This window comes from Vreelandella sp. EE27, assembly GCF_968206495.1.
Map to the genome: position 1 here is coordinate 461,605 of NZ_OZ309109.1, position 14,630 is coordinate 476,234.

Below are 14,630 nucleotides of genomic sequence, written 5' to 3' on the forward strand. Positions count from 1 at the left end.
CGCCTAGCCGCCGGTCATATTCATGAAGCGCACCACCTGAACATCGCCGTCGGTGGTGAAGTGGTGACGCTCGGGTTTTAGCGGCAGCGCGTCGATGATGGCGCGTTTGAGCGCGTCCATGTCGCCGGGGTGGCGGCGCATGACCGCGCGCAGGTCCACCGAGTGCTCGTTGCCCAAACAGAGTAAAAGCCGCCCCTCGACGGTGACGCGCACGCGATTGCAGCTTTCACAGAAGTTGTGGGTGTGGGGCGAAATAAACCCGACACGGCTGTCGCTGTCGCTCATTTGGTAATAGCGCGAAGGCCCGGGGGTCGTCACCGTGCTCGGGGTCAGCGGGTAACGCGCCTCGATTAGCGCCTTGACGTCGTCGCTGGAGTAGAAGGTCTCCGCCCGGGAGTGATCCGATACGTCGCCCAGCGGCATCTCCTCGATGAAGCTGATATCGAGACCCTCACGGCGGGCGAATTCGACCAGATCCAGCACTTCGTCGTCGTTACGCCCTTTTAAAATTACCGCGTTGAGCTTGATGCGCTCGAACCCCGCCTCCTTGGCGGCGCGAATGCCGTCGATCACCTTGTGCAGATCGCCGGTACGCGTCAGCGCCTTGAAGCGTTCGGGGTCGAGGGAGTCCAGACTAACGTTGAGCCTTCTTAGCCCGCCATCGAAAAGGCGCTTTGCGTGCTTTCTGAGCCCGGCACCGTTGGTGGTCATGGTGAAATCGTCGAGCCCCGGCAGCGCGCCGATCTCGTCGACCAGTTGTTCGATGTTTTTACGCACCAGCGGCTCGCCGCCGGTCAGGCGGATCTTTTCGACCCCCAGCTCGGTAAAGGCGCGGGCGATGGTGGAAAGTTCTTCCAGGGTCAGCACCTTGGCCCGGGGGAGAAACGTCATCTCCTCGCTCATGCAGTACACACAGCGAAAGTCGCAGCGGTCAGTGACTGAGATCCGTACGTAGTTGACCCGGCGGCCAACGCTGTCAATCAGTTGCTCGGTCATTGCCATCTCTCTAGCCTGTGAATTAGGGCAGTGTAGGCGATTGCGGCGAACGAAGCGGCTGAATAACGACCACTTCGCCTTCAGCGGCGGCCTCGAGCGCCTCGTTGAGTTCGATCAAACAGTTGGCCGCTACCATAGAGGTTAACATACCCGAGCCCTGGGCTTTGAGCGCGTAAACGCGAAGCCTGCCCTGGGTATCGCCGCGGTATACCCCGCGAATCAGGTCGGTGCGCGCCAGGCGTCCTTCGACCGGCGCGTCCAGCACCGCCGTCAGGCGCCGGGCCGGGCCGGGCGTTTGCCCCTCCAGGCGTGACAGCAGCGGCGCGACGAACTGATGAAACGTCACCATGGCCGCCACCGGGTTGCCGGGTAGCCCGACGAAAGGGGTTTGATCATCGCCCAGGTAGCCGCAGGCCAGCGGCTTGCCCGGGCGCAGCGCCACGCGCCAGAACACCAGCTTGCCCAGTTCTTCCAGCGCCGTGCGGGTGAAGTCCCGCGCCCCGGCGGACACGCCGGCGCTGGTCAGCACTAAATCGCACTGCCCGGCGGCGTTGCCAAGTGCGCTCCCAAGCGCCGCCGGGTCGTCGGGCAGTATGCCCAGGTCGAGCGGCGTGGCGCCGTGTTCGCGCACAAGGCCCATGAGCGCAAAGCGGTTGGCGTCATATATACCCGCCTCGGCCAGCGCCTCGCCGGGGGCGGTCACCTCGTTGCCGGTCGAAAAAAGCGCGACCACCGGGCGTTTGAAAACGCTGACTCTGGCAAAGCCGAGCGAGGCGATCAGGCCAAGCGCGGCGGCGTCCAAACGCGTGCCCGCGCTTAGCACGGTAGCCCCCGTGGCAATCTCTTCCCCGGCCAGGCGCACGTTCTGGCCTTTTGTTACGCGCTCGGGGGCGGTGAGCGTTACCCCCGCGCCGTGCTCATCGAGCTGCTCCTGGGCAATCACGGTGTCGGTGCCCGCGGGCAGCGGCGCGCCGGTGGTGATGCGTACGCAGGTGCCGGGCGCCACCGCGCCTTCGAGCGCTTGGCCTGCGAAGGCGCTACCCGCCAGCGGCCAATACCCTTGCGCCTCGTCAGGCCAGGCAAGGGCTACGCCGTCGAGGGCGGCGTTGGTGTACCGGGGCACGTCGAGCGGGGCGATGGCCGGCGCGGCCAGGCGGCGGCCAAAGGCTTCGTCGAGGGCGATTTCTTCCACACCCACCTGACGGGGGATCAACGCAGCCAGCGCCTCGCGGGCCTGGTCGACCCCGAGGAGCGCATCGTCTTCGAAGCAGGAGAACGTCATGGGCGCCCCTTCGACTCGGCGCGGGCAAACGCCAGGCGCTGCTTCTCCGCTTCGCTATTGAGATTGACGAATGCGTCCTTGATGTCCGCCATGTCAACATTTTGGGCGCCGTGGCGCTCGTACCAAAGGCCCAGCTTGCGCTCACCCGAGGCCAAAAACGCGCCCAGATCCGCCGCCAGCGACGTGGCGATCAGCGCCACGGTCGGGTGGCGGCGCTCGCCGTCGAAGGCCACGGCGATGTGGCCGTCACCGATTGCGGCGCTCAGGCGCTCGGCCAGCGTCGCCGGCAGCAGCGGCGTATCGCAGGGGACGACGAGCAGCCACGGCGTTTGCGCCGCCAAAAGCCCGCTGTAGATGCCCATGAGCGGCCCATGAAAGCCCGGTTCGACGTCCTCGATCACGCGGTGGCCGAACAGCTTGTAGGCATCCAGATTGCGGTTGGCGCTGACGAGGATCTCGGCCACACGGCCCTGAAGCGGCGTCAAGGCGTGGGCAAACAGCGGCAAGCCCTCGAAGGGCTCGAGGCCCTTGTCGCGCCCGCCCATTCGCCGGCCTTCGCCGCCAGCTAAAATCATTCCGGTCAGTTCGTCTTGGGCGATCATTGAAATGCCTTGCGCGTGATGAGTGAGCCCGCCCCGGCAAGCGGCGCTGCCAAGCGTTGAGTATAGACCCGGGCAGGGCCGGCGAGTGCCCGGGGTTTGTCATATTCGCAGCGGTGAAGGCGTTTTTAAAGCGTGTCTTTTGCTATGCTGGGAAACGTCCGACACCCGGGAGATAGCATGCAAGCCTTCAACGAATTAGACCAGACGACCCAGACCGAGCTCGAAGCCGCCGCCTTTCGCAGGCTCCTCACCCACCTGGACGACAACAAGGACGTCCAGAACATCGATTTGATGATCCTGGCGGATTTTTGTCGCAACTGTCTCTCCAAGTGGCTGGTGAGCGCCGCCGAGGCGCGCGGCGAGACGCTCGATTATGAAGCCGCCCGGGAGCACGTCTACGGCATGCCCTACAGCGAGTGGAAAGAACTGTATCAGGCCAAGGCAACGCCGGAACAGCTGGCCGCCTTGGAAGCCCGCCAGGCGACAAAAGAGCACAAGGAGTAGCGCTTTGGAAACGATGGTGGCGTTGAATATCGCAGTGCTGACCGTATCCGATACCCGTGACGAGGCGAGCGACCGCTCCGGGGCGCTTTTAGTAGAGCGCCTGAAAGAGGCCGGCCACCGGCTGGTGGAAAAGCGTATCGTGGCGGATGACACCTACCGCATTCGTGCCCAGGTGGCGCACTGGATCGCCGAGCCCGAGGTCCAGGTGGTGATCACCACCGGCGGCACCGGCTTTACCGGGCGCGACTCCACGCCGGAAGCGGTCTGTGTACTCTTCGACAAGGAAATCCAGGGCTTTGGCGAGCGTTTTCGCCAGCTAAGCGGTGACGAGATCGGAAGCTCCACCATCCAAAGCCGCTGCCTGGGCGGGCTTGCCAACGCCACCGTCATCTTCTGCCTGCCGGGTTCGACCGGGGCATGCCGTACCGGCTGGGATCATCTCTTGGCCGAACAGCTCGACAGCCGCCACAAACCCTGCAATTTCGCCAACCTGGTGATCCCCGGGCGAGGCCAGCATGGCTAAACTCGCCCCCATCGAGCAGGCCCTCGAGGCGCTGCTTGGCGACGTCACCCCGCTTGGCGCCGAACACGTCACGCTTGCAAACGCCGCCGGCCGAGTGCTGGCGGTAGACGCCGTGGCCACCCTGGATGTGCCGGCCTTCGATAACAGCGCCATGGACGGCTACGCCCTGCGTGCCGCGGACGCCGGCGGCTGGCTGCCGGTGTCCCAGCGTATTGCGGCGGGCAGCCCCGCCGCGCCTTTGGCGCCAAACACCTGCGCGCGCATCTTTACCGGCGGCGAGCTCCCAAAGGGCGCCGACTGCGTGGTAATGCAGGAAGAGGTCGAGTGCGGGGGTGAGCGCGGCGACGAGCGCGCGCGCATTCCCGCCGGTATAGCCCCGGGTAATAGCGTGCGCCGCCGCGCCCGCGACGTCGCCAAAGGGGCCACGTTGATCAAAGCCGGCACGCGACTGAACGCCGCGGCGCTGGGCCACCTGGCGGGGCAGGGTATCGCGCACGTCGAAGTGAGGCGCCGACCTCGCGTGGCGCTTTTATCGACCGGCGACGAGGTCGTCGAGCCCGGCACCCCCTTGAAGCCGGGCCAGCTTTACAACAGCAACCGCCCGATGCTCAAGCACCTGTTGGAAACCTTCGGCGCCGAGGTCGTGCAGCTTGAAAGCGTACCGGACAGCGCCGAGCGCACGCAGCAGTGTTTGAAAGAGGCCGCCACGCTGAGTGACGTGGTGATCACCACCGGCGGGGTGAGCGTGGGCGAAGAGGATCACGTCAAAAACGCGCTGCAGAGGCTGGGGCGGCTGGATCTCTGGCGGCTGGCGATTCGCCCCGGCAAGCCCCTGGCGCTGGGGCGCCTGCCGCGAGAAGACGCAAGCTTTGCGCGCTTTGTCGGCCTTCCCGGTAACCCGGTGTCGGGCTTCGTGGGGGCGTGGCTCTTTTTGCGCCCGCTGATGGGGGCGCTACTTGGCTGCCCGGCGCTTGGCTCGCTTCCCCGGTTGAGCGCGGTTGCGGCGTTCTCGACCACCACCGGCCCGCGCCAGCACTACATGCGCGTTACGCTTTCGTTCACCCCGGCGGGCATCGAGGCGAGCGCCTTTGAGGATCAGGACTCGTCGGTGCTTTCGTCCTGCGTAGCGGCGGACGGCCTGGCGGTGATCGACCCCCATCAGACGGTCGAACCGGGGGATACGGTGGCCTGCCTTTGGCTTCAACCCTAAGGGGCGAAAGCGGCGCCGCTAGCCCGGTCAGGGCCTGGCGGGCGCTGGCCTGACTGCAGCGCGCTCAGTAGCGCGTCGGCATCCAGCACATGGATCGTTTCATTGATCGTTGCATGGCGCGCTGACTCGATCAGCGCGCAGACGAAGGGGGCAAGCGCCTCGGCCTGGGCCCTGGACGGCGTTTTCAAGGCGCTCACTTTTACCTCGCAGACATCGTCCAGCGCCTCGATACGCACGCCGGTTCGTATCGAGGCGGCGTTGACGAGCAGCACCATGCCGCCTGCCCCGGCCGGGTGAAGTCCCAAAAGCGTGTGAAGCGTCATGACGGATTCGATTCTGCCGCGCCGGTGAATCACCCCTTCGACGTAATCGCCCGCGCCGGGTACGAAGTAGACGCTCTGATCGCCGCTCAATATCTCGCTGACGTGATGTCCCTTGAGCGCAAAGCGCTGCCCCGCCAGGCGAAACAGTACCAGCTGCTCGGTCGGCTCGTCGGCCTCGCTCAGGCCCGGGGGGTCGGGTTCACTCACCCGGCGGATCCTGGCTGATGGCGACCTGGTTGCGGCCGCGGTTTTTGGCCCGGTACAGCGCGCGGTCGGCGCTCACGCGCAGCGCCTCGGTCGACGGCTGCTCCGGAAAAGCGCTCAGGCCCACGCTAAAGGTGCAGCTAAAGCGAGCGCTCCCGGCGTGAAATTCGACCTGTTCGAAGTCGTGGCGTAGCCCGTCGATGAGCGTAACCGCGCACTCGACGCTGATGTCTTTGAGTAACACGACGAACTCCTCACCCCCGCAACGGCCCACGATGTCGGATACCCGCAGGCGGGTTTTGAGCATGTGCGCCAGGGTAATGATGACCTGGTCGCCGGCCAGGTGGCCGTGGGTGTCGTTGACCTCCTTGAAGTGGTCGATATCGATCATCGCCATGACATGTCGGCCATCGTCGCGATACGCCTGAACCAGCGCGCGGTCGATTAGATCGGTCGTGGTGCTGTGGTTGTATAGGCCGGTCATACTGTCCTGGGTCATCAGCGTGCGAAGATGGCGCAGCCGCTCGGCGCGCAGCCGCACCGCCGAGACGAGTTCGGCAGGCACGACCGGCTTGGTAATGAACCCTTCGACGCCCGCGGTCATGGCGGTGAACTGCTTTTGACTGTTGGTCTCGCCGGAGAGATAGAGTATCGGCAGCCCCACGTGCTCGGGCTGCTGACGAATGATCGTGGCCAGCTCCTCGCCGGAGCAAACCGGCATGTACATATCCATCAAAATCAAATCCGGGCTGAAGTGCTCGAGCGCCCCCAAGGCCTCGGACGGGTGGTGGGCCTGCTCGACGACCATACCCGCCTGCTCGAGCAGCAGCGCGTGATAGCCGGCCATCTCCGGCTCGTCGTCCACCACCAGCACACGCAGCGCCTCGCCATCCGGCGGCGAAGTCATCTCGTCCACGGCCAGCATCACGTCCAGCGGTTTGAACGGCTTGGTGAAGTAGCCCTTGCAGCCCGCGCGCACGGCGCTGAGCCGCGAATGGAAATCGCCGAAGGCGGAAAGCACGATGGCCGGTAGGCGCTCGCCGGTGAGCTTGTTCAGGCTGGTCAGCGTTTCGGTGCCGGCGGTATCCCCCTGGGGGAACTGCACATCCATGATGATGGCATCCGGGCGGCGTGTCAGCACGGCGTTGAAGAAGGCGTGAGGATCGGCAAAGTGGACCACTTCGTGCCCGAAGCAGCGCAGGTGATGAAGCAGCTGGCTTATCTGGCCGGGCTCGTCGTCGCACAGGTAGATCAGCCGCTGGCGGCTGCCCGAAGGCCTGGCGGGCGCGGCGAACTCGACGGTATTGAACGATGGCGGCGTGGGCGGCGGCGTTCGCTCATGACGTAGCTGTGTCTGCTCCTGGGTGAGCCTTTCCAGCAGGTGTTCGATGGTGTGATCGAGATCCTCGGGCAGCGGAGAGAGCGTGAGCGCCTCTTCACCCTGGTGCGCCAGTGCAGCGATCCGCTCGAACCCGAGGGAGCGTCCGGTCCCTTTCAAACTATGAAAAAATCGGTGAAGCTCCGGGGCCAGGCGCGCCCGCGCCGGGAGGCAGAGCCGACTTTGCTGCCACTGCTGGGCGGTGAGCTGTAACCGGGCGGGTAGCTGCTCGATAAAGCGCCACCGTAGCTCGTCAAGCTTCTCGTGCAGTGTCATGGAAGACATGAGCGTACCTGTTAACTTAAAAGCGGGCGGGCGAAGGATTCAATGCCTGGTCGATGGTGCGACCCAGCGTGTGCGCCAGGTCTGCCTCTTTTTGCAGACATGCATAAAGGCCCGGCGTGGCGGCGAGCGCGGTATCCGGGGGGTCGCCGGTCAAAAGGATAAACGGAAGCGTCACGCCTTGCTCGCTTAACATGGCATGAAGCTCCACGCCGTTGACCAGCGGCATGTACATATCGCTGACGATCAAGGCGATATCCGGTTGCGCCTGCAACTGTAGAACCGCCTCCATCGCATTGTGCGCCGTCACCGGCGCGTAATCCTGCGCGGCGATGATCGCAGCGGTCATTTCAGCCGACAGTTCATCGTCGTCGACGACTAAAATCCGCATGATTATCCTCTTTTTAAAAACGCGGTGACTAGCCCAGCAAGGTCTTCAGCGTGTCCACCAGGTGGTTTTGGTCGAAGTCGCCTTTAATGATATAGGCGTTGGCGCCTGCCGCCATACCCCGCTTACGATCCATCTCTTGCTCTCGCGAGGTGATGATGATGATCGGCACCTGGCGGTAGCGCTCGTTTCGACGCAGCCGGGCTATGAGGGTAAACCCATCCATTACCGGCATTTCGATATCCGTGAGTATCGCATCGAAGGCGTTCGCCAGCGCCTTGTCGAGCCCCTGTTGGCCATTTTCGGCAAGCGTCACCCGGTAGCCCCAAGCCTCGAGCACGTCCTTTTCGATTTCGCGCGTGTGGAGCGAATCATCCACGATCAGGATACGAGGCGAAAAATGGCCGTCGGGTTCCCCGGTGCTGTCGCGCTCCGGGTGTAGTTTAACCTGGGTTAATAGCGAAGGGACGTGTAACAGACTAACGAGTGCGTTTCGCCCCGTGCTGACCATCCCCGCGACCAGCGGCAGATCGCCCAGGTGCTCGGGGAGGGGCTTGATGACCATGTCGCGCTCGTCGATGATCTCGTCGACGATGAGCGCAAGCTTCTGCGTTCCTTGCTGGGCGATGAGTAGCAGCAAGCGGTCGTTTTCTGGCGCCGCCTCCAGCCCCAAAAGCGTCGCCAGCGCGGCCACGGGAATGGAGGCGTCGCCCAAAATCAGCGTGCGCTGGCCCGCGGTGTCGGTCAGCTCCTTTCGCCAAACCTCTAAAAGCGTTGCCACGTAGGGCGCGGTAACGCCAAAGGTTTGCTGGCCCGCGCGGACGAGCAGCACCCGCATCATGGCAAGTGACAGCGGCAAGTGTAGAGTCACGGTGCAGCCTTCGCCCGGGCGGTGGGCGAGGCGGATATCGCCGCTTAGCTCATCCACGACGGTGCGCTTGACGGCGTCCATGCCCACCCCCCGGCCGGACGTCTCGGTGATGGTCGGCCGGGTCGAAAAGCCCGGGGCAAAAATCAGCTCGACGATCTCCTGCTCGCTCAAAAGCGCCAGCTCCTCTTCGCTTACAAGCCTGCGCGCCAGCGCCTGCTCTCGAACCACGTCGATGTCGATACCCGCGCCGTCGTCGCCAAGCTCGATGACCACACCGTTGCCGTCCTGCCTTGCCTCGAGGGTTATTCGCCCCTGGGCGTTCTTGCCCGCCAGGCGGCGCGCCTCGGGGAATTCAAGGCCGTGATCGAGCGCATTGCGTAACAGGTGGAGCAGCGGCTCGGAGAGGTGGTCGATCATCTGCCGGTCGAGCTCGATGTCGCTGCCCTGGAGCCGGCACACGGCCTTTTTGTCGAGCCCTTGCGCTAGGTCCCTGGTCATCTGCGCGAGTGGGTCGAACACCACGGACAGCGGCAGCATACGCAGTTGAAGCGCGCGGTCGTGGAGCTCGCTCATCGAGGCGTCCTGGCTTTGCACGCTATCCTTGAACTCCCGGTGAAAGGCGCGCATCGCGGGCTGGTGCCCCTCGGGGAGCGCGGCGCCGAGCCCTCGCGCCTGGTCCACCAGGTCGTGCAGGTGGTGGTGGCCTGACAGCACCTCGCCCATCAGGTGGATAAGATCGTCCAGCCGCTCCCGGCGAACCCGAACGCTGTCGCTGAGCCGAAGCCGCGGCGGGGGGAAGCCGCTGGCAACCGAGGGCGTGGCCTGGTCAGAAGGCGCCGCCGCGGCGCTGCTGTCCCGTTTGAGCGCGCTGTCCGGGGCCTGGATCGCATCCGGCGCCACCGTCAGGGCGCGATAAAGCGCCGGGTCGGCCTGGGGGAGCGTCTGTGGCGGGTGGCCCTCGGCCAGCCGGTTCACCTGGGTGTCGAGCAGGTCGGCGGCCTGGTTAAGAAGCCCAAGCGTTGCCGGGTCCGGCTCGCGCAGCCCATCGCGCAGCGCGCCCAAAAGCTCTTCCATGGCATGGGTCAGCGTGCTAATCGCCTCCAGGCGGAGCATGCGCGACGAGCCCTTGAGCGTGTGCACCGCGCGAAACAGCGCGTTGATCGCCTGCGGGCGGTGGCCGCCGTGTTCGAGCGCGGTCACGCCTTCGCGCAGGCGCGGCAGTTGATCCTGCGCCTCCTCGACAAAGCGTTCAATAAAACGGGTAATATCAAGGGCCATGGCGGGCGCGCTCTAGCGTATCGCTTGCGAGATCGCTCTTTGCAAGATTGCACTGTGCAAGATAGCACTTTGCCAAAAAGGCCGCGTCTCCCGGCGGGATAGGCGAGCAAAGAAACGTCAGCCCGCCACTGGACCTGGGGTTTGCCGCGAGAAGGCGAAGGGCCGTCTCGTAACCCAGGCCAAGGGGCTCTGACCCGGGCGGGAGTTCCTCGAGGCGGAAAAGCTCGGCCTGATAAAAATGGGCCGGCCAGCACTCGGGGGCGATAGAGAGGGCGCGCTCGAAGTAGTCGTAGGCCTTTCGCGCCTTTCGCTGCCAGCGTGCCGCCAGCCCCGCCAGTAAAAGGGCGTCCACGCTCCTGGGGTGTTCGCTCAAAAGGGCGCTCAAAAGCGTTTCGGCGTCATTGAAACGGCTTTGATCCAGGTGCGCATGGGCGGCGTGAACACGCTGGCCGAGCGTTTCTTCAAGCGCCGCTTCAGCCGGCGATGCGGGGGTGAGCGCCTCGCCCGCACAGGCGCTTGCCGGCGTACTGGCGTCCGTTTGAGCACAAGCTTCTTCGTGACTTTGAGCGACCAATGTCAAAGGCGGCGGCGAAAGCGCGGCGGGGGGCGTAGTCGCGGGGCGATGGAAGTAGAAAATGCCCTGGTTTTCGGCAAGTTCGAGCACGCCCAGGTCGTTGCCCAGCGTTTCGGCGACGCCGCACAGCAGGATGCCCTGTGGGGCCAGGCGCTTTGCCAGGCGCTTTTGAATGAGGCCGCGCGTTTTATGATCGAAATAGATCGAGACGTTGCGAAACAGGATCACGTCGAAGGGCGCGGCATCCGCGTGTTCCTCGAGGACGTTGAACGTGCAAAAGCCGACCCAGCCGCGCAGCGAAGCGTCGATGACGTAGTGGCGGCCCCGGGCGGTGAAGTAGCGCCTTTTAAGCGCTTTTGGCAGGGCGCGAAACGCCAGACCCGCGTAAATACCGCGCCGGGCGCGGGCCAGCACCTGGTGGTCCACATCGCCGCCGATGATATGGAAAAGCGTTTTAGCGCGCTCGCCAAAGCGCTCCAGAAGTGCCATGGCCAGGCTATAGGGCTCCTCGCCAGAGGAGCAGCCTGCGCTTAGGATGCGCAGCGGCGGCGTTTTTTCGGCCAACAGGGCAGGCAGGTAGTGGCTTGCCAGCCAGTCGAGCGCTTCGGGTTCGCGGTAAAAGTAGGTTTCGTTGATGGTCAACTGGCTGATGAACGTGTCGAACAGGGCGCTTTCCTGGCGCAGTCGACCGGCAAGCGCCGCGCTATCCGTCTCGCCGGTAGCGGCGTGAAGCGCCTCGACTGCTTTAACCAGCCGCGGCTCGGCCAGCCCATCGAGGCGCAGGCCGTAGTGTTCGTACACCAGCCGCTTGAACGGGGCGTATGAGCTCATAACGGCAATGACCGGGAGAGAAAAGCGCCCTGGCGGGTCGGCAGGGGGGCGCTTACCGTCTTGTCTCCGGGCAGGCGTTCTGGTTTAGCGGGTGTCATCGGGCGCCACGGGAAGCGTAAATTCCTGGACCAGCTCGTTGAGCTCGGCGGACATCTTGATCATCTCCTGGCTGATCTCGGTAATATGGCGCACCGACTGCGCGTTGCGGGCGCCAGCCTGGTCGATATCGCGAAGCGCGCTGACTACCTGGCCACTGGCGGTTTTTTGCTGCTGCGTAGAGAGCGATATTTGTTGAGCCGCGCTGCTGGTCTGGCGGGCGGCCATCAATACGGCCTTCAGATCCTCGGCGGTGGTAAAGCTCACCTCGACCCCTTTCTCGATCGAGCCCGCGCCTTTTTCCGAGGCCACGACCAGCCGGCTAATCGAGCGCTGAATATCCTCGGTATGCTCTTCGATCTCCTGGGTGGAGTCGGTCACGCTATCGGCCAAGCGGCGAATCTCACTGGCCACGACCGAAAAACGCCGCCCGTACTCCCCTGCGCTCGAGGCCTCGAGCGCGGCGTTGAAGGCGATCAGTTTGGTTTGAGCGGCCAGGCCGTTGATGAGCACCATCACCTTATTGATCTGTTTGGACTTGGTGCCCAGCGCGACGATTTCGGCAAGGCTTTGCTCGCTGTCGCGACGAATATCCTGCATTTGCGACTGCAGGTGCGCCATGGCGTCGGAGCCCTTGCGGCTACGCTCCAGGGTTTGGTTGGCCACCTCCACCACCGACTGGGAGTGATCGGCAATTTGCGTCGACGAGGCAGAGAACTCCTCCATGGTGGCGGTAATTTCGGCCACCGACGAGGCCATTTCCTCGACCGCCGCGGCCATGGTTTGGTCGGCTTCCAGCCCCGGGCCGCTTGGTTTCGCGCCGGAGAGGCCCGCGGTATGCGCCAGCCGGTCCGCCACGCTATCGAGCGCCTGCGCATTGTGGGAGACGGCGGTCATGGCCCGCGCCAGGCGCGCTAATAGTTCGTTGGTTTGCTTGGCCAAATCGCCAAGCTCGGCCCGGTCATCCGTGGTGACCCGGCGGGTCAGGTCGAGACTCAGCGTGATCTCCTTGAGCTGGCGCTGAAAGCGCTTCAACGGACGCAGCAGGCTAGCGGTCAGCGGGTAAAGCAGTACCAGCCCCGCGAGCAAAATCAAAAATCCCCAGCCGGTCGAGCTCAAAAAGCGCTGCTTGGCGGCCAAGACGTACTCGCTTTTGGCGACCTCGATCACCAGGTAGCGCTGTAGCTCCGGCATCCAGCGGGTGGCGGTGAGATAAATGGCGTCACCGCGAGTGATCTCCTCGACCTGAATGCCGCTACGCTTGCGCGCCTCGCCTGACAGGGCTGGACCAGGCCTTGGTAATCGGGTGCTTTCGCTGTCGATCATCCGCTCGCCTTCGGCGTTCAAAAGCGCTGCCCGGCCGGTCTCCCCCAGTGAAAAGCCTTCGATGAGCCGAGACATCTGCGCCAGGTTGAGCCCCGCGCCCGCCACGATGAGCGGGCGACCGTTAGGCGCCGACGCCTCGCTTCGAACGTTCAAGAAAACGAAGGCATCGCTTGGCGTGAACGTGTCGGCGTCCAGGTTGAGGTTATAAGGTGCTTCGCTACCGATGAACTCGAAGTACCAGCGGTCGCCGCTGGCTGGGTCTTGAAGTGGGCGCTGTAAAAGCTCGCCGTCGCGGTACTGAAAGTAGTAAGCCCCGGCCGGGGACTGAACGGCCAAAAAGGACAGGTCCGTATCCAGCTGGGCGTTGGTACGTGAAAGGTAGCCGGCAACATCGGGTCGCCCGGTTTCCGGCAGGCCGTCCAGCACCCACTGCTCGAGCATGAAGCTATTCGCCAGGCTTTCCGATATCGCAAGCGACGGGCTCAAGCGCAGCAGCAAGTGCGTGGCGAGCCCTTCTACCTGCTGGGGCAACTCTTCGTTGATTAGCCGCTCGAGGCGCGCCAGGCCTTGGGCCCGCGCCTGCAAATAAAGTGCTAGCAGCAGGGTGAGTGCCAGCACCGCTCCAAACGAGAGGAATAGTCTTAAGCCAAGGGATAAGGACTTCCAACGCGCCGTTATCAACACTGATGCTCCAGAGAAACCGGTAAGAACGCTAGCAAGCGCTACGTATGATTAGGCCCATCATACGGGCAACGCGCTCGCAGGTTATAGCTCGTTTCTAGTTTATCGGCTAAAGGGGACGCGACTGAAAAGGCGCCATTTCACCTGTACCGCGTATTGAAATAACATTGGTTAATATTATACAGAGGTATCTTTGCCTTTATTGGAAGCGAGCTTTTCATTTCATGTTTTTTTGATAAATATCAGAATTTGAAGCATTTTTAAGAATTTTTTGCGGATTCGCTAAGTGTAATTATTTTGACAAGAGTGATACATCAAAGTAATTTACCGTATCAGATCGACATACTTGCAGAGGATGCTGTCATGTTGTCACTCTCTTTTGAAACGACCTCGAGCGTTCTTCGCGCGGTGACGGCTCAGTACTATCGGGTGAAGCATACGGATATGCTGCCCAGTGCGGGCACCCCCGAACGCGCCGGGTTGATGCATGCGCTCGAGCACTTTTTCGGCACGCGCACGCTTTCACTGCCCGCGTCTTCGATCACCTTGAGCGAATGGGCAAACGCCTTGAGCCATGCCGAGATCGACTATCTCAATCTTTTCGACACGACCTCCGGGGCGTTTTGTAACCGCCTGCAGCGCCCTTACCGCCATTCGAGTACGGCACTTGTACAGGAAGCCGAAGGGTTGAAAGCGTTTTTGGATCTTCCGACAGGCGGCGGGCGCACGCTGATTAGCTGGCTTTCGCTACAAACCGTTTCGGGCTTCATGCTCGGCGCGCTGCTGCCCCAACAGGCCAACTGGAAGGCGCGTTCGCTTTTCGAAAGCGCCGCGGCGCTTTGGGAACTCAACGCCGGCGATGTCATTGCCACCGACAGCGCGCGCTGGCGTCAGCTGGTCCAGCGTTTGCCAACGCTTCCCGAGGGCATCACGGCCCTGGCCACCACGCCGCTGGACGCCGACACCCACCGTGCGCTGAAAGAAAAAGGCGTTGCCCATATCGTGGAGCTCTATAGCGAGCCTGCGCTGGGCGTTATTGCCGCCCGCCGCGCGCAGCAGGCGCCGTTCGAGCTTTTAGCACACTGGCACCCCACGGAAAGCGACGACTATCTTTTGCGTTTCTCAAAAGGCAGCGCACTCGAGGAGGTCGAGCTGGGTGGGCCTGTCTCTTGGGTTGGCCCGCGCGGTTTCGTACTGCCGGAAGCTGAACGCGATGCGCCCGCCCTGGCAAGCCGCGCACGAAGCGAGCACTCACTGCAAAGCGCAAGCGCCGCCTAAAAG

Annotated in this window: 13 protein-coding genes; 4 read left to right on the plus strand and 9 right to left on the minus strand. The window is 63.5% G+C overall.

Features of this window, described 5'->3' with window-relative positions; all coding sequences use genetic code 11:
• Nucleotides 1-3: 3 nt before the first annotated feature.
• Genes moaA through mobA form a run of 3 tightly spaced genes read right to left on the minus strand, consistent with a single transcriptional unit; the run spans nucleotide 4 to nucleotide 2,880 of the window.
• Complete coding sequence (gene moaA, locus ACWHVV_RS02210; RefSeq protein ID WP_447927879.1) at nucleotides 4-996, minus strand: GTP 3',8-cyclase MoaA; 993 nt, start codon at nucleotides 994-996, stop codon at nucleotides 4-6.
• A 22-nt stretch (nucleotides 997-1,018) separates the two neighbouring features.
• Nucleotides 1,019-2,278, minus strand: a complete 1,260-nt coding sequence (locus ACWHVV_RS02215; protein ID WP_447927880.1) for a molybdopterin molybdotransferase MoeA — start codon at nucleotides 2,276-2,278, stop codon at nucleotides 1,019-1,021.
• On the minus strand, nucleotides 2,275-2,880 hold the full coding sequence (gene mobA / locus ACWHVV_RS02220) for a molybdenum cofactor guanylyltransferase MobA (protein ID WP_447927881.1): 606 nt from the start codon (nucleotides 2,878-2,880) through the stop codon (nucleotides 2,275-2,277). Before mobA ends, ACWHVV_RS02215 begins: the two co-directional genes overlap by 4 nt.
• Nucleotides 2,881-3,057: 177 nt before the next feature.
• On the opposite strand from mobA, the gene ACWHVV_RS02225 reads away from it, so the two are divergent.
• Genes ACWHVV_RS02225 through ACWHVV_RS02235 form a run of 3 tightly spaced genes read left to right on the plus strand, consistent with a single transcriptional unit; the run spans nucleotide 3,058 to nucleotide 5,117 of the window.
• A complete protein-coding gene (locus ACWHVV_RS02225) occupies nucleotides 3,058-3,384 on the plus strand; it encodes a DUF1244 domain-containing protein (protein ID WP_447527655.1) in 327 nt (108 codons plus the stop codon).
• Nucleotides 3,385-3,397: 13 nt separating this feature from the next.
• Complete coding sequence (gene moaB / locus ACWHVV_RS02230; protein ID WP_447530489.1) at nucleotides 3,398-3,907, plus strand: molybdenum cofactor biosynthesis protein B; 510 nt, start codon at nucleotides 3,398-3,400, stop codon at nucleotides 3,905-3,907.
• A complete protein-coding gene (locus ACWHVV_RS02235) occupies nucleotides 3,900-5,117 on the plus strand; it encodes a molybdopterin molybdotransferase MoeA (protein WP_447927882.1) in 1,218 nt (405 codons plus the stop codon). The genes moaB and ACWHVV_RS02235 overlap by 8 nt, the downstream gene beginning before the upstream one ends.
• Here ACWHVV_RS02235 and ACWHVV_RS02240 read toward each other — a convergent pair.
• From ACWHVV_RS02240 to ACWHVV_RS02265, 6 genes are all read right to left on the minus strand, one after another.
• A complete protein-coding gene (locus ACWHVV_RS02240; RefSeq protein WP_447927883.1) occupies nucleotides 5,114-5,647 on the minus strand; it encodes a chemotaxis protein CheW in 534 nt (177 codons plus the stop codon). The two genes, ACWHVV_RS02235 and ACWHVV_RS02240, sit on opposite strands and share 4 nt — an antisense overlap.
• Nucleotides 5,640-7,307: a diguanylate cyclase gene (locus ACWHVV_RS02245; RefSeq protein ID WP_447927884.1), complete on the minus strand. Its 1,668-nt coding sequence runs from the start codon at nucleotides 7,305-7,307 to the stop codon at nucleotides 5,640-5,642. Before ACWHVV_RS02245 ends, ACWHVV_RS02240 begins: the two co-directional genes overlap by 8 nt.
• A 16-nt stretch (nucleotides 7,308-7,323) precedes the next feature.
• Entirely contained in the window at nucleotides 7,324-7,695 is a 372-nt protein-coding gene (locus ACWHVV_RS02250) for a response regulator (protein ID WP_447927885.1), read from the minus strand.
• 28 nt (nucleotides 7,696-7,723) lie between these two features.
• The gene (locus tag ACWHVV_RS02255; RefSeq protein WP_447927886.1) at nucleotides 7,724-9,841 is read right to left on the minus strand and encodes a hybrid sensor histidine kinase/response regulator; all 2,118 of its coding nucleotides are present in this window, start codon (nucleotides 9,839-9,841) and stop codon (nucleotides 7,724-7,726) included.
• Nucleotides 9,831-11,246 (minus strand): CheR family methyltransferase, encoded by a 1,416-nt coding sequence (locus ACWHVV_RS02260; RefSeq protein WP_447927887.1) that lies wholly within the window; start codon nucleotides 11,244-11,246, stop codon nucleotides 9,831-9,833. The genes ACWHVV_RS02255 and ACWHVV_RS02260 overlap by 11 nt, the downstream gene beginning before the upstream one ends.
• Nucleotides 11,247-11,330: 84 nt before the next feature.
• Nucleotides 11,331-13,286: a methyl-accepting chemotaxis protein gene (locus tag ACWHVV_RS02265; protein ID WP_447927888.1), complete on the minus strand. Its 1,956-nt coding sequence runs from the start codon at nucleotides 13,284-13,286 to the stop codon at nucleotides 11,331-11,333.
• A 426-nt stretch (nucleotides 13,287-13,712) separates the two neighbouring features.
• Here ACWHVV_RS02265 and ACWHVV_RS02270 point away from each other — a divergent pair, with 426 nt between their 5' ends.
• A complete protein-coding gene (locus ACWHVV_RS02270; RefSeq protein WP_447927889.1) occupies nucleotides 13,713-14,627 on the plus strand; it encodes a hypothetical protein in 915 nt (304 codons plus the stop codon).
• The last annotated feature ends 3 nt before the right edge of the window (nucleotides 14,628-14,630 follow it).